We start from the raw sequence: 19,548 nt of genomic DNA on the forward strand, positions 1-19,548 counted from the left end.
GGCGTCCTGGCCGAGCGGCGTCCTGGCCGAGCTGTTCCTGCGCGGCATCGCCGGGCAATACCGCGGTGATGGCGAAGACGATGGCCGAGACGGCCAGTAGCGAGATCAGCGCCAGACCGATGCGCCGCGCCAGCAGACGCAAGATGAACAGGTTCATGGTGTCTCTCCTTTCCAGTCCGGATCAGGCGGCAAGCCAGATACGGAACCTCTGGATGTCGCGCCGGCTGGCGCCATGGCGCAGGGCGGCTATGACCCGCGTGGATTCAGCAGGGCCGATGAGGCCGTCGAGCGGCTTCTTGTCTGACATGGCAATAGCTCCTGGGGGGCCGGAGTTCGGGGGATCGCGAAAGTGAAAGCGCACGACCATGCGGCGCGGGGCAAGCTCTTGCTTTGGCAGCACGGGCGCGCAATGTGTCATCCCCTGCCATTGAAGCATGTGGGACCGATGGCTTTGTGGGGTATTGCAGGCCGTAGCAGTAAAACCTGCGGTTTCGCGAGGGCGGTTTGGCATTGCCTGCCATGCGCACTGCGTACGTGCATGTGCACCGCAACAATCCTCGGGATTACCCTAGGCGTGGCACTGCATCGGTGCACCATCCGACGTAGCAAATTTTTCCTATCCGGGCCTTGCCTGTTCATCGCATCATCAGGGCTCTCTGGCTTCGTCCGGCGCTGACACTTACTGCAATGAACTCCGCGCAGCTTCCAGCCATCCGCGTGATGGCACAGTCCGATCTGCCCGTCGCGCTTTCGCTTTCCGAAGATGTACGCTGGCCGCACCGCCCCAGCGACTGGAAGCGGCTGTTCCAGATGGGCGAGGGCCGCGTCGCCGAAGTCGGCGGCGCGGTTGTCGGTGTCGGCATGCGCTGGCTATGGGACGAGCGCGGCGCATCGGTCGGACTGCTTATCGTCGCCCCGGCTTTCCGCGAGCGGGGCATTGGCAGCTTGTTGCTGGAGGCGCTGTGTGCCGGCCTGGAAGGCCGCACTGTGCTGCTTCACGCCCCCGGGAAGCTGCATCGCTTCTACGCGCGCATGGGGTTCGAGCGCATCGGTGAGGTGCATCAATACGAGGGTAAAGCGTTGCCCGCACCGTTGATGGCGCTGCCTGAAGGCTGCCGCCTGCGGCCTGGCGGGCGCAATGACCTGCAACTTCTGGTCGGGATGGAGCAGGGGGCCCGCGGTGTTGCACGGCCGTCCCTGATCCAGGCCTGGCTGAGCCAGTCGATCGGCACGGTGGTGATCGATCACGCCGACGGGCCCCGCGGCTTCGCGATCCTGCGGCGCTTTGGCCGCGGCGCGATGGTCGGCCCCGTGGTCGCACCCTGCGCGATGTCGGCCAAGGCCATGATCGCGCACCTGGCCGGCCTGGTGACCGGGCGCGTGCTGCGCCTGGACGTCCACGCCGATGGCGAACTCGAGGACTGGCTCGGCTGCATTGGCCTGGCGCACGTCGCCGACGCGACGGTGCTGGCCCGCGGCACCCCGGCTTCGCCAACAGCACCATTTCTTCCCTTTGCGCTGGCCGACAAGGCCCTCGGATAAAACAATGCATCAAGACACGACATTTCTGTACAAGGCGGATCCCGTGCGCGGCCGGGACTGGGCCAAGGTGTTTGCGCGCGAGGCGCCTGGCATCGATTTCCGCATCTGGCCCGAAATCGGGGATCCCGACAAGGTCCGCTACCTGGCAGCCTGGGAGGCGCCAGACCGCATCGCAGAGCGGTTCCCGAACCTGCAGGTACTCTTTTCGACCGGAGCCGGCATCGACCAGTTCGACCTGGACGCGCTGCCTGCGCACGTACCGCTGGTGCGGATGATCGAGCCCGGCATCGTCGATGGGATGGTGGAGTACGTGGTGTTCTCGGTCCTTGCGCTGCATCGCGACATGCCGGCGTACCGGCGGCAGCAGGCGCAGGAAGCCTGGAAGCCCCTGCAGGTGCGCGCGGCACACGAGTGCCGCGTAGGCGTGCTTGGCCTGGGCTCGCTGGGCCAGGCCGTGCTGGAGCGGCTGCGGCTGTTCGGGTTCGACTGTGCCGGCTGGGCAAGGTCGCCGCACAGCCTGGAAGGGGTTCAGTGCTATGCCGGCCCGCAGACCCTGGACGCGTTCCTGGCCCGCACCGATATCCTGGTTTGCCTGCTGCCACTGACGGATGAAACAAGTGGAGTATTGAGCGCCCGCGTGTTTGACGCCCTGCCACATGGGGCAGGGCTGGTGCATGTCGGGCGCGGGCAGCATCTGAACGATGCCGACCTGCAGGGCGCGCTGGATGCGGGGCAGATCGGCGAGGCCATTCTCGACGTCACGCACCCCGAGCCGCTGCCTGCCGGCCACCCGTTGTGGCGCCACCCCAGGGTATGGCTCACGCCCCATATTGCCAGCATGACGCAGCCGGGCACCGCTGCGCGGGTCGTACTCGACAATCTGCGCCGCCTGCAGCGCGGTGAGCCCCTGATCGGGCTGGTGGACCGTGCGAAAGGATACTGAAAGGCGATGCGAAACCTTACTTTCCGGGCGTGCCCCGATTGCCCCCGCTGAACCATGCGGGGACAATGTGATCCAGTCATTCCAGTCTTGAAAGCCCATGTCCGCCCCCATCAAACTCGACCGACTCGACCTCCGCATCCTTGCCCAGCTGCAAAAGAACGGCCGCATGACAAACGTGGACCTCGCCGATGCCGTGGGTCTTTCTGCAAGCCCGTGCCTGATTCGCGTCAAGCGGCTGGAGCAGGCCGGCTATATCGGCGGATACAGCGCCCAGATCCGGATGGACAAGCTGGGCGATATTCTCACGGTGTTCACCGAGATCACGCTGGAGGACCACCATCGCGAGGACTTTGCGCGCTTCGAGAAGGCAGTGTGCGCGGTGGACGAGATCGTCGAATGCCACCTTGTCAGCGGCGGCTATGACTACCTGCTCAAGTTCATCACCCGTGGAGTCAACCACTACCAGGAACTGATGGAAAGCCTGCTGGAGCGCAATATCGGGATCGAGAAGTACTTCAGCTTCATCGTGATCAAGTCGCCTTTCATCAAGACGCACTATCCGATCGAACGCCTGTTTCCATCGGCAACTTGAGCCCTGGGCATTGGCGGGCTGCGGCCCATATCGGCGGGGAGCGGGGCACTTGCCGTCTGGAACTGCCGTGGCGTCATGCCGCAGGCGCTCTTCAGGCAGCGCGTCAGGTGGCTCTGGTCATAGAAGCCGCACTCGTGCGCCGTCAGCGCTGGAGAGTGGCCGTGCCTGAGCAACCACTGTGCGTGCCGGACGCGCTTCAGGCTGATGTAGCGGTGCGGCGTCATTCCGACCGTCAGCCGGAACACGGTCACGAATCTTCCGACGCTGAGCTGGACCAGGTCGGCAAGCAGCGGCAGTGGCAGCGGTTCGCCCAGATGCTGGTGAATATAGGCCAGTGCGGCGCCCAGGCGGGGATGATCAGGGGCATCCGCAGTGGGGCCTGGGGCGTGCGGTAGAGAGGATGCAACGGTCTTACTCATGCAGTCGAGCATAAGTGCAACGTTGCCGTGCATCACGCTGATCTTGCCGATCTAGTCCATATCGAATTGCAAACTGAGCTGTCCGGAACGCAGAAACTGCGGTACGGGTGTAGCCGGGGCGATCCGGTGATCCTCAATCCGTCGTGCGTGACGGAGCCTTTTAATCTCGCTGCAGTGCTGCGGGAGGATCTTGAATCACTCGCTTGAGCTTCTCGTGGAACGGTACTATGTTGGAGCCATGCTGGAGGGAGAGCGTGCCCAGGGCTGTCGCTTTCCTAAACTGATCTGGCAAGAACTCAAGCAGCGAGGGTATATGGGCAGTCGCGCCTCCGTGCTGAGTTGCGTGGTCCGCCTTCTCTTTCCGCAAGGCAAGGCACCGCTTGTCCAGATACCCGTGCGCACGATGCCGCGATTACTACACTCCGAAAACGTGTCAATTCCAATCAGCAACGCGAGAAACTGCGGCGCGAAGCGCACGAGTTGCGCCGTCGGGTCCCCGCGTCTGCGGCCGCTGATGGCAAGGTTATAGCTGCCATCGCTGCGGCGGGTGATCGACACGCGCGCGGTATGCAGGGCGTCGGGGAGGTGCTCGGCCACCCCGGACACGCGCACGATGGACTGGCGAACGGTTGCTTGGGGAAAGCGAATGCCCAATTGGCGGCAGAACGAGGACTCCCTAGCGCCGCCCGCGAACACCGCGATGCGGGCCTTGATGGTTCCAGCTTCGGTGACGACGTCCTGCCTGCTTCCCAAGGCAATCTCTGCAACAACGTCTTGCGTCGAAGGGTTGGTGACGGCCGCGCGGACTTGCCAGACGGGTCGAACCCACTCGCCGTCGATGAAGATTCTGTCCACGTTAAAGCGTCACTCCACTTTGAACTGACCGATCGCTGATGCCAGAGCATTTGCCTGTTCCTGTAGCGCGGTTGACGCGGCAGCAGACTGCTCCACGAGGGCCGCGTTCTGCTGGACCATCCCGTCCAACTGCATGACAGCGTGATTGACCTCCTGGATGCCTTGCGTCTGCTCGGTGGCCACACGGGCAATTTCAGAAATGCTGGCCTGGACATCTGCTGCATTCGCGACAATCTCTGTCATCGTCGCGCCGGCTTGGCGTACCTGATTTGAACCTGCGGTGACGCTTTCGACGTTGGAGTCGACGAGGTGCTTGATCTCGCGCGCAGCGTGTGCGCTTCGTTGCGCAAGGCTACGGACTTCCTGCGCGACAACGGCGAAACCGCGACCTTGCTCGCCTGCTCGCGCCGCCTCGACCGCAGCATTGAGCGCCAGGAGATTGGTCTGGAAGGCAATGCCGTCAATCACGCCGATGATTGCACCGATACGGTCGGATGCCTCTTCGATTCTTGCCATGGTGCCAACCACATCCGCCACCACCTCGCCGCCCCGTGACGCAATCCTTGTGGCTGCGGTGGATCGTCTATCGGCATCGCGCGCCGCGGCGGCTGATTGGTCCACCATGCCCGAGATCTCGTCCATCGACGCAGCCGTTTGCTGAAGGTTCGCCGCCGCAGACTCAGTGCGCGACGAAAGGTCGAGGCTTGCCGCGGCGATCTCGCTCGCAGCAGCACGAACAAGTTCGCCGCTATCGCGGATGCGCAGCATTACGCTCTGAAGTTTATCGACGAACTGATTGAAAGATCGCGCGATTTTGGCAACTTCATCCCGGCCGTCGGCCGGCAAACGCTGGGTCAGGTCGCCATTGCCAGAGCCGATCGTCGCCATTGCTTGGCATACGTCGCGAAGGCGTCGGAACGCTGTCGTGGTAATGGCTCCCACGATGACGGAGGCAATGCAGACGACGATAACCAGACACGACAGCGAGGCAATCATCAGCGAACGAAGTCCAGCAGTCGCCTCGGACTTGTCTAGCGCAACCACAACCTGCCAATCCGTGCCCGGAACCGGTTGAGCGCGCACGAGCTTTTTCGCTCCATTGACCGCGAGTTCGAACGTGCCTTTGGTCGTTCCTGAAGCACTTGCTGTGATGCGAGCGAAATCCGCGGCAATTTCAGTAGCAGGTTTGAACCTTAGCTTTGGATCCGGATGCGCGATGATGCGGCCGGTGCCATCGATCAGCATGCCGAAACTTGCGGGTGTTGGGCGAATCGATTTGATGCCGTCGACCACGCTGTTTAACGCAATATCGCCAACGACCACAGCCTTCATCACACCGTCGCGCGTCACCGGTACGCCCAAGGCGACGAGCAACGCACCGCTAGTACTGACGTATGGCGTCGCGACCGGTTTGCCGGCTTGCTCGGCGGCGCTGTACCAAGGGCGAGTGGTAGGGTCATAGCTGGACGGGATGTTAGGCCAGTCCGTGAACTTCGCTGTCTTGTTCGGATAGCCGACGCCCACATCCCAGAACCCTCCCGCGGCAGCGATCTGGTAAAGGAAAGGCATCGATTCAGGTGTCAGGACCGCATCCTGAAGCGATGCGATCATGTGGGTTTTGCCGGCGACCCACTCGCCAATGGCCACGGCACGGTTATCCGTGATCGAGGCTAGGTTGCGATCGATGGCCTCGTTGAGGCTGGCCCTCGCGATGAAGTAGTTTGCGAGCGTGCAGCAAACAATCGACAGAGCGACAAGAACGATGCTGGTACAGACAACGCGTGTGCGGATGGACGAGCGCATCATATAGCGAAAAGGTCGGGCGAATATGCCGACAAGATGGTACGTCCGCATGCTGCGCAAATATCACCGACAAATGGCGCGAAACCGCAGATCCCCCGCGTTTTTTTCTCTGCTATAGACGAACTTGCTTCACGGCACGACGGTGCTCAAGCATCGCTTCGATGGGGCGGCAGAAACGGCCATCGGGCGAAACGCTGCAGTCGTTAACAAAGTTCTAAGGAGGGCAGGTACGCGATACGCCAACAAGCGATCGAGTCGCGCGGCATCAAGCGGTTCCGTCTCAATAACGAAGGCCCGGACCGAAATCATGCGGCGCTGGACAAAGGGGAACGGGCGCTGCGAGCGATTCGGTTGGCAGAAGGTGCCCGCATTGCGGAGCGTATCGCCGCATTCAGGCCGAATCGAGCGAGAGGGTAGGATGACCAGGCGATTCGCCTGCGCAATTCCCGCACCAGCGCACTCCGTCCGGAAGCCCAGTCATGTCTGAAACGCGGACCCCATATGGCAAGGTAGATGCCGAGGCGCTGCAAGCGCTTCCGGACAGGTTCGACACGACCGCCATCTTGCGCGTGGTGGATCATCGACGCCATCCGCCCGCGTAGCTGTGATCCGGCCGGCTCGCGCGACGACCTGCTACGCTTGCACGGCATGGCGCACTCGGTCATCAACGGCGCGGCGTTGTCGTGTTCGACCAGCGGCCTGACCAGCTTGACGACTGGATTCTGCAGCTCAAGCACGCCGTGCAAGCCCTACGTCCGTTGGAGGCTCCTCGCCCTGGTGACGATGGCTGACCCAGGCTGGCCGCCCGCCCGTATCGGTCGCTGCTGCTTGCGGCCACGACCCGTGAGCCGCAGTATCGTGGTGAGCGACCGTACAGGTCAGGCTTCCTTTGTGATGTCATCACCGACGTGCGAGAAATTTCTCCATCGCGACGAAGCGACTCGACATGTAAATGGCCGCTGAATTCCTACCATGCCATGCAATTGGGTGCCCCACCGCCCAGGGGTATCGCCACAACGCACCCGTATGCACGATCAAGTTCTGGAGTTCCGCCGGGAACCTTCTCCTGGGGAGAGCCCCCATAGGGGTGTTCGGGGCTGTTTTCTCTCACTACTGCGAGCAGCGCAGGCATGCTTTGGATGTAGAAGTCTTGGCGGGGCAATTACAAGGTGCGTTTATCGCGGCGCCGCATGCTTGCCCCCGAAAAGCATTGTGGCATCTCGATCGGGGTCTTCTACCAATTCGGCGTCAATGCCTTCCTTGCACGCAAAGCGCAACGAGTCAAAATCAATAGCACCGTCGGTAGCCGTCCCCCCTGGGTGTACGCTCGGCGAGCCGCCATTCGTGACAGGTATCACGCACAAGTGGTCGTCATATTTCTGCGCGGTAAAGTAGGTGCCACTACCAGTCCGGCGGCCTTCGGGCTTAGCGCACAGATGCGTCCTTTCCACAGACCGCAACTTGGCGCTCCCAATGACTCTAATCACCAGCCGGAAGCCGAGATGTGACACGCCCCCGCCACTACTCGATGGCGCCGGCCTGGCGATCGAGCCAGTTGACGATATTCGAGACCGAGTCCTGATAGAACGTGTGATAGAGACCCTCTGTCACATAGCCGACATGAGGCGTAGCCAGGACGTTTGGCAAGACTCAGAACGGATGATCGTGCGGGAGTGGCTCATGATCGTAGACATCGATCGCCGCGCCGGCAATCGCCCTGCGACTGAGAGCATCGACCAGATCTTTCTCCACAACGATCGGCCCGCGCGAAGTGTTGACCAGCCGCGCGGTCGGCTTCATCAGCGCGAGCTCTTGTGCGCCAATCATGCCACGCGTGCGCTGGCTGAGAATCAGATGGATCGACACGATATCGGAGGACGAAAACAATGCCTCCTTGGACACGCACTGCGCGCCATGTGCCGCCGCCTTTTCGGACGTCAGGTTCTCGCTCCATGCCAGCAGCCGCATGCCGAACGCACGACCGATCCGGGCCACCTCGGAGCCGATGTTGCCAAGGCCGACGAGACCAAGGGTCTTGCCCGCCAGGTCGCTGCCAATCCCGACCTGCCAGCCGCCATCGCGCAACGACGCGTTCTCTCCCGCAATGTTCCGCATGCTCGCCAGAATCATCGCCCAGGTGAATTCAATCGTGGGCGTGGACGTATAGCCCGTATGGACGACCTCGATCCCGAGTTCCTGCGCTGCATTGGCATCTATCGCGGCGTTCCTCGCCCCGGTGGATGCAATCAGCCTGAGCTTCGGAAGCCGCTCCATCAAGGCGCGTCGGAAGGGCGTGCGTTCCCGCATGACGCATACCACATCAAAATCACGCAGTCGCTCGACGATGATGTCCTCGTCGTCGACGTGGTCGTCAAAGACAACGATCTCCGTCCTCTCCTTCACTGCAGACCAGTCGGCCACCGTGAGGGCCGCGCTCTGGTAATCATCCAGGATGGCAATTTTCTTCTTGGCGGAGGTCGTCGTCATGCCATCTCCAATCAGTCTGGTTCATTTGACTCAAAATGCTCCGGAAAGCACATAACCTGCATTCTGGATCTTGGCCTTCAGGCTAGGCGTCTTCAGCATCTGGGACGCCGTGAAAGTCACTGCCGAGAGCACGGGGCTGTCGAGCCAGTCTTCTACGGCAAGGTCTGCCCATCCAGTCTCATCTAGAGAATCCACCGGATACGATTCTACGATCATGCCAACGACCTCGCGGCGCCGTCGACCACTGCTTGCGATAGATGGGCCGTGCGACCATTTCCGTTGCGGAAGACGATTGCGATGTTGCTCATGTGTTCTCCCCAGTCACGCTACTCAGGAATTCGTCAATGGTCTGCGTCGCGTGTCCGAACGTTGGATAGGACAGCTCAATCGCCGCCCGATGCGCTTGCTCGGTGAAGTCGGCCACGCCATCGCTGAGAAAGGTGACATGGAAGCCGGCTTCAAGCGCATGGCGGCCGGTACCCTCCACGCACGTGTGCGACGTCAGGCCGGCCAGCACCACGTACTCGATGCCATTGGCACGTAGTTGCTCCTCGAGATTCGTGCCAGCGAAGGAGTCGAACATCCGGTGCTGACTGATGATCACTTCGTGCGGTAACGGTTTGAGCGGTGCGTAGAAGTCGGCTCCCGAGGTGCCTTTCCAGAACACCTTGTTGTCGATCCCAAACTGGAATCGTGGATGCACATGTGGCACGTCGTCAAAGCTATGTTCGTCCACGCCGTGTGGTGAAAAGAACACCTTGAGACCCATCTTGCGGCTGCCAGCCAACAGGCGCTGGAGTTTCGCGACGAGGTCGGTCTTCACCAACATGGGCTCGATCATTGGGTGAAGCTTGCCATCGACGGAGAGAAAGTCGTTCAGCACGTCGACCAGGATCAGGGCCGTCGCGTTCTTTGGATAGTTGTGCATGCTCATTACTGCTCCTTCAGAAGGCTTCCGCAAGTGGCTGGCCAGATGGCCTTGGGGCGTCAGCCGTTGATCAAAGTTTGAGGCTTCGGCCTGTGCGTTACTATCCGGCGCAGGTGAACAACAAATATTCGTCCCGCAAATGAGTGACAGGTTTCTGGAACTGAAGGTGTTCATCCGGGCTGCGGAGTCGGGCAGTTTTTCCGTTACTGCGCGTGAGCTTGGGTTGTCCCAGCCATCCGTTTCGCGGATCGTCTCCGAGCTGGAAGAGCGGCTGGGCGTGAGACTCCTTTTGCGCAGCACGCGCAAGATCGTTCCGACCAATTCAGGCACAGTCTTCCTGCAGAAGGCGCGCCAGATCCTGATCGAACTGGAGGAGGCCGAGGCCTCCGCGCGGGACGAAGACAGCCTGCAAGGCGTTCTGCGCATTGCAATGCCATCCATTCTCGCCACTCGCGTAGTTTTGCCAAACCTGGCCCGCTTCGTGCATCCGCATCCGCTGCTGAAGGTGGAACTGTTGACCGCTGACAGCTTGCAAGACTTGGTGGCTGAAGGCGTGGATGTGGCAATACGCTTTGGGCGGCTCAAAGACTCCGACTTTGGCGTCAAGAAGCTGACCACGCTGGACCGGTTGCTGGTAGCCGCGCCAGCCTATCTGGCCGAACACGGTGCGCCGGAGTCTCCCGAAGCTCTGAAGTCCCACGATTTGATCGTTGGCCCCACGAACTCGCTTCGCTGGCCATGGACCTTCACACAAGGTGCCAGCACCGAGACCATCGACGTCGAACCGCGCTACCTGCTTACTTCCACAGAAGCGGCAATCGTGTGCGCTCGTGAAGGATTGGGCATCACGAGGGCCGCAGCGCTGATGTGCCAAGCCGAACTCGCTGCAGGCCAGCTTGTGCCTGTGCTGGCCGACTATACGCTGGCACGAGTGGATGTGAATGCGGTCTATCCGGCCGGAAGGTTTCCCTCGCCAAAAGCGCTATCCTTCGCTGCATTCGCAGCCGAGATTCTGGCCACCAAGCATCAATGACGCGCGATTGCACGGTGTGACGCGTAGCATCAGGCGCGCGACATTCCGGTGCTCAAACTTGCGCCGAGGATACAAGCGATTCAGCCCCGGATTTCCTCGAAGGACCAAAAATTTGTCACTCGCCCAGTGGTAAATTGCCTGTGTCCCGCGCCTTGAAGTACGGGAGATAACGCGGAGTAATTACTTTGGCGCATACTGCATTTCGCCATTCCCGAACGACCAGTTTTCCGGCTCGACCTCGACAAGACTGATCCAGACGTCCTCGATCCGGACGGGCGTCTCCCGGTTGATTCCCTCGGCGACAGCCTTGTAGAATTTCTTCTTTACTTCGGTGGTACGGCCGACATTCCAGGTCACCTGGATGAATACGATATTGGGTGTGTAGCGAATACCCAGGTAGCCATCCAGGGGGTAAACAAGTTCACCATCCGCATGCCGATGGACAATCTGAAACTTGTCGTTCCGTGGCACATTGGCAACGTCGATCATGGCCTGGTAGATGACCTCGCTGATTGTTGGCAAGCGACCTAGGTTCTCATATTCTCGCCAACGCAACTTGCCTGCCATTGTCCCTCGGAAGTCAACGGATCGAGCAGCAGGCCCAGGCCGCCCGCACGCGGATTGATTGCCCGGCCAGCGAAAGCGCCGGGTGTTGCCGCACATTATGTCTTTGGCTGCATGGAACCGGAGGACAGAATGGTCTTGCCCTTGGATGACGGGACGGCGGCCAGCAGCGCCTTTGCAACCGCAGCCGCCTCGATTGGCCGGTAGTTGGCTGGAATCAGGAAGCCAAGCGCGTTGCCGAGTGCGAATCCTATTTCCTCGCCGCGCCGGGTCGGTTGACCGAGAGACTCCCGGTCCCCGACCAGCAGGGACGGACGCGCGATGACCAGCCGTTCGACTGGCATCTGTGTCAACGCTTCCTCCATATCGCCCTTCACGCGGCTATAGAAGACCCTGGAGCCGGCGTCAGCGCCCATCGCACTGACCACGCCGATCCTTCTTGCGCCGGCAGAGAGCGCCGCGCCGGCCACGGCCAGGTTGGCGTCGTAGTCGACCGCGCGGAATGCTTCCTGACTGCCCGCGACCTTGATTGTCGTTCCAAGCGCCAGATACAACTCGTCCGCATGAGGCAACGGCGGCAATGCGGAAAAATCGACGATCCGGTTCGTCAGCTTGGGATGTCGGATCGCCGGCATTCTGCGTACCAGGCTGTGCACCTCCGTCACCGTGTCATCGGCCAGCAGGCCACTCAGAATTTCCCTGCCGACCAAGCCAGTAGCGCCTGCGATGATGACGATTCGGTTTGCCATGGGTAGATACTCCGCGAGGGAACTTGTCGACGGGCCGTTGCCTGCGCGCAGAGACGAAAGGGCTGCCAGGCCAACCGGGTTTCACAAGCGGAGTCTACCTAACAATTCTCTGCATCAGCGGTGCATACGATCAGCAGCGCGAACCCTTGCCGGTCCGCGCTTCTTCGAAATTGGCGTCGCTCTCATCGGGCGGATGCCATGCACAATCGAGCTAGGCAGTACTGCTCCTTGCGACTTCGGGCACCAAGTCATGAAGGCGAGAAAGAACGAGTCGTGCTGCGCGGGACAATGGATGATGGCGCGTGACGCCCATGGCAATGGTCCGCGGCAAGCGCGGTTCGACAATCTCGACTGCGCATAGACGTCCGGCGGCAACTTCGCTATCGACCGCGAGCATCGGAAGTATCGTCAACGCGCCACCCGAAAGCGCAACTTCCTTCATCGTATTCAGCGATTCGACTTCCAGTTGCACATCCAGCGAGATGCCGAGCTGACGTGCGTGCTGGTCGAGAATCGATCGCAGGCCGTTGGGGGCCGGTGGCAGGACAAGCGGGAGTCCAGCGAGCTTGCGGATGGGCACCTTCGGCACGCCGGCGAGCGGATGCCCGGGTGCGCAGATCAGGTAAGTGGCGACCTCCGCAAGCACGTCTTCGCCCTGGCGGGGCCCGGGACCATAGCGGTTGATGACCGCCAGGTCCAGATGGCCCGACTCCAGTTCCTCGTCGAGTTGTCCACTGAAGCCTTCGGCCACGCGCAGCCGGACACCTGGCGCCGTGGCGCGCAGGTCCTCGAACAGCGCCGGTATCAAGCGTGGCGCCATTGACGGCAGCACGCCGATTCTCACCTGCCCGAACGGAACGCCCGCCGCGTCCTTGACCTCGTCGCGCAGCCGTGCCGACTGGGCCAGCAGCAACTGGACATGCGGGAAGATTCGCTGGCCGAATTCCGACAGCACCACGCCCCGGCCGGTTCGTTCGAACAGCCGGTCGCCCCATTCCGCCTCGATCTGGGCAATCGCACGGCTCACCAGTGATTGGGCAATCCCCAGCGAGCGTGCCGCACGTGACAGCGATCCCACTTCGGCCACCAGCGCCACGGTTTCGAGCTGTTTCAGGTTCACACTGGCACTCCATCCAAAAAATGGATATCAGATATCGATGATTATACTCTTTTGAGTTGGCTTAGGACTCCATACACTAAGGACATCCCTCCCTGCAGAGAGGGCTTACGCAACATCTGGAGACAACATGCCGTGCTATTCCGCTGTGCTTCGCGCATTCCGGCGACCGTTATGTGCCTTGCTGTTCGCTGCCATCCCGGCCGCCTTCAGTGCCGCCGCTGCCGCCTCGACCGGATATCCCGCCAAACCGATCCGCCTGGTCGTGCCGTTTCCGGCCGGCGGGCCCACTGACGCGATGGCGCGACTGATCGGCCAGCACCTGTCGCAGCAGCTTGGACAGCCTGTGCTGGTCGATAACCGCGGCGGCGCCGGCGGCACCATCGCCACCGAGGCCGCTGCGCAGGCGGCTTCCGACGGCTATACGCTCTTCTTCTCCACCACCGGCACTATGGCGATCAACCCGTGGCTCTACCGCTCGCTGAAGGTGGACCCCCTCAAGGCGTTCGATGCCGTGGGCTCGGTGGCCTCCACGGTCAACGTACTGGTGGTGTCGAACAACCTGCCGGTCGGCAACATCAAGGAGCTGATCTCGCTGGCAAGGCAGAAGCCGGGCACGCTGACGTTCGGCTCTGCCGGCAATGGCAGCTCCAACCATCTGTCCGGCGAACTGTTCAAGTCGATGGCCGGAATTGATATCGTCCATGTGCCATACAAGGGCTCGGCCGCGGCGTTCACTGATCTGCTTGGCGGACGCATCTCGATGATGTTCGACACGGTGTCGAGCCAGGGGCAGTACATCAACGCGGGCAAGGTCAAAGCGCTAGGCGTGACCGGCGCGACCCGTTCGGAAGCGCTACCCAAGGTGCCGACGATTGCCGAGGCCGGCCTGCCGGGCTTCGACGTGACCATCTGGTTCGGCCTGTCGGCACCGAAAGGAACCACACCAGACGTGATCCGCCGCGTGAACAGCGAACTGCAGGCCGTGCTCGCGCAGGCAGACGTGCAGAAGCAGCTTGCCGCGCTGGGTGCCCGGCCGCTGCCGGGTACGCCCGCGGACTTCTCCAGGCTGATCCAGCATGACGCGGGCAAGTGGGCGCCGGTGGTCAAGGCATCGGGAGCGAGCCTTGACTGAGACCACTGCAACCTTCGACGCCCTGTTCTCGCCGGCCTCGGTGGCCGTGATCGGCGCCTCGGACAACCCCAACAAGGTAGGCGGACGGCCGATCCACTACATGCGCACCTTCGGCTACACGGGCGAGGTGTTTCCGGTCAACCCGGGGCGCGCGGTCATCCAGGGCTATCGCGCGTACCCTGATCTCGGTGCGATCGGCAAGGCGCCGGACGCCGTGGTGATTGCCGTGTCCGGCGATGCCACGCTTGAACAGGTGCGTCAGTGCGGCGCCGCTGGCGTCAAGGCTGCCGTCATCATGGCGTCCGGTTTCGCCGAGACGGGAGAGGCGGGACGCCAGCGGCAGCAGGAACTGGTGGCGGTGGCCAGAGACAGCGGCATGCGGCTGGTGGGGCCGAACGCGCAAGGTACGGCCAACTTCGCCAGCGGAGCGGTGCTCAATTTCTCGACCATGTTCATGGAGGTGGCGCCCCAGGACGGCCCGATCGCGATCATCAGCCAGAGCGGCGCGGCGAGCGTCATGCCCTATGCGTTGCTGCGCCAGGCCGGCTACGGCGTGCGCTACCTGGTAGCGACGGGCAACGACGCCGATCTCGACGCCTGCGCGATGACCGCGGCCGTGGCGGCGGACCCGGAGGTGCGGCTGATCCTGGTCTACCTCGAATCGGTGTCCGACCCTGCTCAGCTTGCCCGCGCGGCGGAGGTGGCCCGAGTGCGTGGCGCGAGCATCGTGGCGATCAAGGCCGGCAACAGCCAGCGCGGTGCCATGGCGGCAGCCTCGCATACCGGTGCGCTGGTCGGCAACGACGCCGCGATCGATGCCTTCCTGGCCCGTCACGGCATCTGGCGTGCGCGCGATATCGGCGAACTGGTCCGCGCGGTGCCGCTGTATTTGCAGCAGCGCGCCCCGGGGCAGGGCCGCACGGTCGTGATGAGTCATAGCGGCGCCGTGGGCGTGATGGCGGCCGACCTGGCCGAACGGCACGATCTGCCGCTGACCGAACTCCAGGCGGCAACGCTGCGCGAACTGGGCGCGATCCTGCCCGAGTTCGGCACGGCCAGCAATCCGCTCGACATGACCGCGGCGCTGCTGGGCAAGGGCGACATGTTCCCGCGCGTGCTCCAGGCGCTGGGCGCCGATCCGCAGGCCGACATGGTGATGGTCGGCATTCCGGTGGCAGGTCCCGGCTACGACGTCGAGGCACTGGCGCGCGACGCCGCCGCCTTCAGCGCGAACCAAGCCAAACCGTTGGTGGCCAGCGCGCCGCAACAGTCGGTCCGCGAGGTCTTTGTGCGACACGGCGTGCCGGCTTTCGTCACTGAAGCCGATGCCATAGCAGCGCTGGCGCAATACGCCGCGCATCATCGGCTGGCCGAGGCGGCACCGGCGACGGCGCCGCTCTGCCCCGACGCACTGCAGCTCGACGGCAGCGGCTTGCAGGATGAAGCCCATAGCCTGGCCTTGCTCGCCGAAGCCGGCGTACCGACCGTGCCGCACTGGCTATGCGACAGCGTGGATGCGGCGGTGACGGCGTTTAACGCGCTCGGCGGGGTGCCTGTGGTGGTCAAGGGCTGCGCGGCGGAGGTCCCGCACAAGAGCGAGCATGGCCTCGTGCACCTTCGAGTCACCGATGCCGCGAGCGTGGCCCGCGCGACGCAGGCCTGCCTCGACACGCTGCAGCGGTTGGGCGTGGCATTGCCACGGGTGGTCGTGGCGGCGATGGTCAAGGGCCAGCATGAGTTCGCGCTGGGCGTCTCGGTCGATCCCGTGTTCGGGCCGCTGGTCATGATCGGGGAGGGAGGCACGCTGCTCGAGCTCCGCAAGGACGTCGTGACACTGCTGGCGCCGTTCACGGCGCAAGACGTCAAGGCGGCCTGCGCGCGGCTGCGCCTGGCACCGCTGTTCGACGGCTATCGCGATATCCCGGCGCTCGACCTGGAGGCGCTGGCGTCGTCGGCGGTCGCGCTCGGCGACTGGGCATTGCGTCACCGGACTGCGCTGGCATCGGTCGACATCAATCCGCTGATGGTGATGGCAGCCGGTGAAGGCGTCATGGCGGTCGATGCCGTGGTGGAACTCAAGGGGAGTTGAAGCATGGAAGCTGTACGTGTCGAACAGGATGACGAGATCGCCATCGTCACGCTACATCGCCCGGCCCGCATGAACGCGGTCAACGACGCCCTGCGCGGCGAGCTGATCGAAGCGCTGGGCCGGCTCAACGCCGATCCGTCCGTGCGCGCCGTCATGCTGACCGGTGCCGGCGAGCGGGCGTTTTGCGCCGGGCAGGACCTCGATGAGGCCGCCACCGTGACCTGGCAGCAGCTCGTGCCTTGGCTGAACCGGCAGCGGGCGATGTACCAGGCTGTCCGCGACCTGGACAAGCCCTGCGTGGCAGCCGTGCGGGGCGTGGCTGCCGGCGCGGGTTTCCAGTTGGCGCTGTGCGCTGACTGGCGCCTGACCACGGCGGATAGCCGCTGGGGACAGCCGGAGGTCAAGGCAGGCCTGGCGAGCATCGTCGGATCCTATCTGATGACGCTGCACGTGGGGCACACGCATAACGTGCAGATGTCGCTGTCGGGCGAACTGGTCAGTGGCCAGCGCGCCTTCGACATTGGCCTGGTGACGGCGCTGTGCGGCGAGACCGAGCTGATGACGCAGGCGCTCGTACAGGCCAGGTCGCTCGCGGCGCTGCCGCCGACCGCCGTGCGCCTGTCCAAACAGCGCTTTCGCGCCATGACGCAGCCGGGTTTCGATGAGGCCTGTGTCGCCGGCATCCGGGCGCAGCTCGAGTGCTATGCCGACGGCGAACCGCAGCGTGTGATGGCAGCGTTCCTCGATCAACGCAAAACAAGGGAGTCGCAGTGAAGCAGTTGACCCAACACTATATCGACGGCGCACGTCGCACGATGCGAGGCGGTGAATCGATCCGCGTCTACGATTCAGCGACCGAAGCCCCGTTGGCCGAGGTCCGTCTCGGCACCGCAGACGATGTGGCCGAAGCAGTGGCGGCGGCCGCGCGGGCACAGCCAAACTGGCAGGCGCTGGGCGCAGCCGGGCGGGCGCCGTATCTGCATGCGCTGGCCGACGCGCTGGAAGGCTGCGCGGCGGAACTCGCCAATGACATCTCGCGCGAAGTCGGCATGCCGCAGAAGCTGTCACGCCGCATCCAGGTGGATGCACCGATCGCGGCGTGGCGCGCCACGGCGGCGCTGGCCGACACATTCGACTTCGTCCGTACGCTCGGCAATTCCCGCGTGACGCTGGCACCGGTTGGCGTGGTGGCCGCCATTACGCCGTGGAACTACCCGTTGCACCAGATCACTGCCAAGCTGGCGCCCGCTTTGCTGGCCGGCTGCACGGCGGTCCTGAAGCCGTCAGAGTTGGCTCCCGCCGTCACGGAACGGCTGATGGCCGCGTGCGAGCAGGCGAAGCTGCCGCCGGGCGTCCTCAATCTCGTGCTGGGTGGCGCGGCGGTCGGTGAGGCGCTGGTCTCGCATCCCGACATCCACATGGTGTCGTTCACCGGCTCCACGGCGGTCGGCCGCAAGGTCGCCGCGCAGGCGGCCGGCGACATGAAGCGCGTGTCGATGGAGCTGGGCGGGAAGTCGGCGGCCGTCGTGCTGCCGGGCGCGGATCTCGCCAGGGCAGTCAAGGCGACGATCAGTTCCTGCTTCCTCAACTCGGGGCAGACCTGCAGCGCCACCACCCGGATGATCGTTGCACGCGAGGACTATCCGCGCTGCCGGCAACTGCTGGCCGAGGCTGCCGCAGCGATGAAGCTCGGCGACCCCGCCGATGGCGAGACCCGGATCGGCCCCTTGCTGTCGGCGCTACAGCGTCAGCGCGTGCATGCGCATATCGCAGAAGCGGAAGAGGCCGGCTTCGACCGGATCTCCGGCGGTGCCGACGCACCCGTGCCAGCGACCGGCTATTTCGTCGCGCCGACCATCTACGGCAACGTCGCGCCAGACAGCCGGCTGGCGCAGGAGGAAGTCTTCGGGCCGGTGCTGGCGGTGCTGTGCTACGACAGCGTCGACGAGGCGATCGCTCTGGCCAACGGCACGCGCTACGGGCTGGCCGCCACGGTCTGGGCTGCCGATGACAGCGCCGGCGAAGCGCTCGCCAACGCGCTGCGGGCGGGCCAGGTGGACGTCAATGGCGCCCGCTTCAACCCCGCGGCACCATTTGGCGGCTTCGGCCTGTCCGGCGTCGGGCGCGAAGGCGGTGCCTATGGGCTGGAAGAGTTCCTGGAGCCGCGATCCGTTCAGCTCCCCTAAGTCACGACATCGACATCGACATCGAAAGGAATCGCACTATGTACAGTCAGGTTACCGTTGCTCGCGCCGGAAAAAGCGAGCGGATCGCCGTGGTCACCATGAACCGGCCGGACAAGCTCAACGCGCTGACCAAGGTCATGGAGGCCGAACTGCGCGACGCCATGGAGGCCGCTGATCGCGACGACAACGTCCGCGTGGTGGTGCTGACCGGCGCCGGCAAGGGCTTCTGCGCCGGCATGGACATCAACGAACTCGAAGTGCTGCCGCCTGGCGACATCCGCGCCGCCCAGTGGATGCGCCCGTTCGACATGAACCGGCGCGCCGACTATCAGACGCGCTATGGCTACTTTCCGGCCATGCGCAAGCCCGTGATCGCGGCGATCAATGGTGCGGCAGCGGGACTGGGGCTGGTGTTCGCGCTGTACAGCGACATGCGCTTCGCCAGCGCCAACGCCGCGTTCAGCACTGCGTTCGCGCGTCGGGGCTTGATTGCCGAGCACGGTATCTCCTGGCTACTGCCACGCGTGGTCGGCCCCGGTCGCGCCGCCGACCTGCTGTACTCGGCGCGAAAGGTGCTGGCTGACGAGGCGCTGCGGATCGGCCTGGTCGACCGTGTGGTCGATGTGGACACGCTCATGGCTACGACGCTCGACTATGCCGACGACTTGGCAGAGAACGTTTCGCCCCGATCTATCCGCGTGATGAAGCGGCAATTGTGGGAGCAACCGTTCCAGTCATTGGCCGAAGCAACTCGGGTTGCCAATGCCGAGATGTTCGAAAGCATCCAGAGCGAGGACTTTACGGAGGGGGTTGCGCATTTCATCGAGCGCAGACCTGCCCGATTTACCGGCCGTTGACCGGTAGTCGTTCCCGCGCCCGACGACACTCGGATGCTCGGTCGATCGAACACCAAGCCTTGCAGACAATGGGGCAGCGGGCGGTTAAGGCGATTCGCGAAGTCCAGACGGCGGGAGACGTGGCTGCGGCCTTTGGTGTCAATCTGCGCAACGTCTATCGCTGGCTGGCCGACTTTGCCAACGGCGGGAAGAAGGCGCCACTGGCCACGGCGATACCCGGCCGCCCACCGAAGATCAGCGCGAGGGCTG

19 protein-coding genes and 3 pseudogenes are annotated in these 19,548 nt (G+C 63.5%); 10 read left to right on the forward strand and 12 right to left on the reverse strand.

The window, feature by feature from the left end; translation table 11 throughout:
- Positions 1–157, reverse strand: a pseudogene (locus AB4Z48_RS30595) (ABC transporter permease); the annotation flags it as partial.
- Positions 158–181: 24 nt separating this feature from the next.
- On the reverse strand, positions 182–307 hold the full coding sequence (locus AB4Z48_RS30600) for a hypothetical protein (RefSeq protein ID WP_269148712.1): 126 nt from the start codon (positions 305–307) through the stop codon (positions 182–184).
- A gap of 380 nt (positions 308–687) precedes the next feature.
- On the opposite strand from AB4Z48_RS30600, the gene AB4Z48_RS30605 reads away from it, so the two are divergent.
- The 3 genes from AB4Z48_RS30605 (at position 688) to AB4Z48_RS30615 (ending at position 3,077) form a co-directional block, all read left to right on the forward strand.
- Positions 688–1,542, forward strand: a complete 855-nt coding sequence (locus tag AB4Z48_RS30605) for a GNAT family N-acetyltransferase (protein ID WP_441620964.1) — start codon at positions 688–690, stop codon at positions 1,540–1,542.
- A 4-nt stretch (positions 1,543–1,546) separates the two neighbouring features.
- Positions 1,547–2,485: a 2-hydroxyacid dehydrogenase gene (locus tag AB4Z48_RS30610; protein WP_441620966.1), complete on the forward strand. Its 939-nt coding sequence runs from the start codon at positions 1,547–1,549 to the stop codon at positions 2,483–2,485.
- Positions 2,486–2,582: 97 nt separating this feature from the next.
- On the forward strand, positions 2,583–3,077 hold the full coding sequence (locus AB4Z48_RS30615; protein WP_013956719.1) for an Lrp/AsnC family transcriptional regulator: 495 nt from the start codon (positions 2,583–2,585) through the stop codon (positions 3,075–3,077).
- On the opposite strand, the gene AB4Z48_RS30620 is transcribed toward AB4Z48_RS30615, so the two are convergent.
- From AB4Z48_RS30620 to AB4Z48_RS30650, 7 genes and pseudogenes are all read right to left on the reverse strand, one after another.
- Positions 3,041–3,529: a helix-turn-helix domain-containing protein gene (locus tag AB4Z48_RS30620; protein ID WP_441621079.1), complete on the reverse strand. Its 489-nt coding sequence runs from the start codon at positions 3,527–3,529 to the stop codon at positions 3,041–3,043. The genes AB4Z48_RS30615 and AB4Z48_RS30620 overlap by 37 nt on opposite strands.
- A 414-nt stretch (positions 3,530–3,943) precedes the next feature.
- Positions 3,944–4,351 (reverse strand): annotated as a pseudogene (locus tag AB4Z48_RS30625) (hypothetical protein); the annotation flags it as partial.
- A gap of 9 nt (positions 4,352–4,360) precedes the next feature.
- Positions 4,361–6,154: a methyl-accepting chemotaxis protein gene (locus AB4Z48_RS30630; protein WP_441621081.1), complete on the reverse strand. Its 1,794-nt coding sequence runs from the start codon at positions 6,152–6,154 to the stop codon at positions 4,361–4,363.
- A gap of 1,521 nt (positions 6,155–7,675) precedes the next feature.
- Positions 7,676–7,801 (reverse strand): hypothetical protein, encoded by a 126-nt coding sequence (locus AB4Z48_RS30635; protein WP_441620968.1) that lies wholly within the window; start codon positions 7,799–7,801, stop codon positions 7,676–7,678.
- Between the two features lie 3 nt (positions 7,802–7,804).
- Positions 7,805–8,641 (reverse strand): D-2-hydroxyacid dehydrogenase family protein, encoded by an 837-nt coding sequence (locus AB4Z48_RS30640; protein ID WP_441620970.1) that lies wholly within the window; start codon positions 8,639–8,641, stop codon positions 7,805–7,807.
- Positions 8,642–8,671: 30 nt separating this feature from the next.
- Entirely contained in the window at positions 8,672–8,857 is a 186-nt protein-coding gene (locus AB4Z48_RS30645) for a hypothetical protein (protein WP_441620972.1), read from the reverse strand.
- An 88-nt stretch (positions 8,858–8,945) separates the two neighbouring features.
- The gene (locus AB4Z48_RS30650) at positions 8,946–9,575 is read right to left on the reverse strand and encodes an isochorismatase family cysteine hydrolase (protein ID WP_441620974.1); all 630 of its coding nucleotides are present in this window, start codon (positions 9,573–9,575) and stop codon (positions 8,946–8,948) included.
- 133 nt (positions 9,576–9,708) lie between these two features.
- Here AB4Z48_RS30650 and AB4Z48_RS30655 point away from each other — a divergent pair, with 133 nt between their 5' ends.
- Positions 9,709–10,602, forward strand: coding sequence for a LysR substrate-binding domain-containing protein (locus AB4Z48_RS30655; protein WP_441620976.1), 894 nt, complete (start codon positions 9,709–9,711; stop codon positions 10,600–10,602).
- A 180-nt stretch (positions 10,603–10,782) separates the two neighbouring features.
- Here AB4Z48_RS30655 and AB4Z48_RS30660 read toward each other — a convergent pair whose 3' ends face one another.
- The 3 genes from AB4Z48_RS30660 to AB4Z48_RS30670 form a co-directional block, all read right to left on the reverse strand.
- A complete protein-coding gene (locus AB4Z48_RS30660; RefSeq protein ID WP_441620978.1) occupies positions 10,783–11,169 on the reverse strand; it encodes a tautomerase family protein in 387 nt (128 codons plus the stop codon).
- Between the two features lie 95 nt (positions 11,170–11,264).
- Positions 11,265–11,915, reverse strand: a complete 651-nt coding sequence (locus AB4Z48_RS30665; protein WP_441620980.1) for a nucleoside-diphosphate sugar epimerase — start codon at positions 11,913–11,915, stop codon at positions 11,265–11,267.
- Positions 11,916–12,126: 211 nt separating this feature from the next.
- Positions 12,127–13,035: a LysR family transcriptional regulator gene (locus tag AB4Z48_RS30670; RefSeq protein WP_441620981.1), complete on the reverse strand. Its 909-nt coding sequence runs from the start codon at positions 13,033–13,035 to the stop codon at positions 12,127–12,129.
- Positions 13,036–13,162: 127 nt separating this feature from the next.
- Between AB4Z48_RS30670 and AB4Z48_RS30675 the strand changes: the two genes are divergently transcribed.
- From AB4Z48_RS30675 to AB4Z48_RS30700, 6 genes and pseudogenes are all read left to right on the forward strand, one after another.
- On the forward strand, positions 13,163–14,167 hold the full coding sequence (locus AB4Z48_RS30675) for a Bug family tripartite tricarboxylate transporter substrate binding protein (RefSeq protein ID WP_441620983.1): 1,005 nt from the start codon (positions 13,163–13,165) through the stop codon (positions 14,165–14,167).
- Positions 14,160–16,256 carry an acetate--CoA ligase family protein gene (locus AB4Z48_RS30680; RefSeq protein ID WP_441620985.1) on the forward strand — a complete coding sequence of 699 codons (2,097 nt, stop codon included), beginning with the start codon at positions 14,160–14,162 and terminating at the stop codon, positions 16,254–16,256. Before AB4Z48_RS30675 ends, AB4Z48_RS30680 begins: the two co-directional genes overlap by 8 nt.
- A 3-nt stretch (positions 16,257–16,259) precedes the next feature.
- A complete protein-coding gene (locus tag AB4Z48_RS30685) occupies positions 16,260–17,030 on the forward strand; it encodes an enoyl-CoA hydratase/isomerase family protein (RefSeq protein ID WP_441620987.1) in 771 nt (256 codons plus the stop codon).
- Positions 17,027–18,442: an aldehyde dehydrogenase family protein gene (locus AB4Z48_RS30690; RefSeq protein WP_441620988.1), complete on the forward strand. Its 1,416-nt coding sequence runs from the start codon at positions 17,027–17,029 to the stop codon at positions 18,440–18,442. The genes AB4Z48_RS30685 and AB4Z48_RS30690 overlap by 4 nt, the downstream gene beginning before the upstream one ends.
- A 38-nt stretch (positions 18,443–18,480) precedes the next feature.
- Positions 18,481–19,299 carry an enoyl-CoA hydratase gene (locus AB4Z48_RS30695; protein WP_441620990.1) on the forward strand — a complete coding sequence of 273 codons (819 nt, stop codon included), beginning with the start codon at positions 18,481–18,483 and terminating at the stop codon, positions 19,297–19,299.
- Between the two features lie 68 nt (positions 19,300–19,367).
- Positions 19,368–19,538, forward strand: a pseudogene (locus AB4Z48_RS30700) (helix-turn-helix domain-containing protein); the annotation flags it as partial.
- Between the last annotated feature and the right edge of the window lie 10 nt (positions 19,539–19,548).

Origin of the sequence: Cupriavidus sp. 2TAF22 (genome assembly GCF_052115045.1) — a bacterium.
Classification (GTDB): domain Bacteria; phylum Pseudomonadota; class Gammaproteobacteria; order Burkholderiales; family Burkholderiaceae; genus Cupriavidus.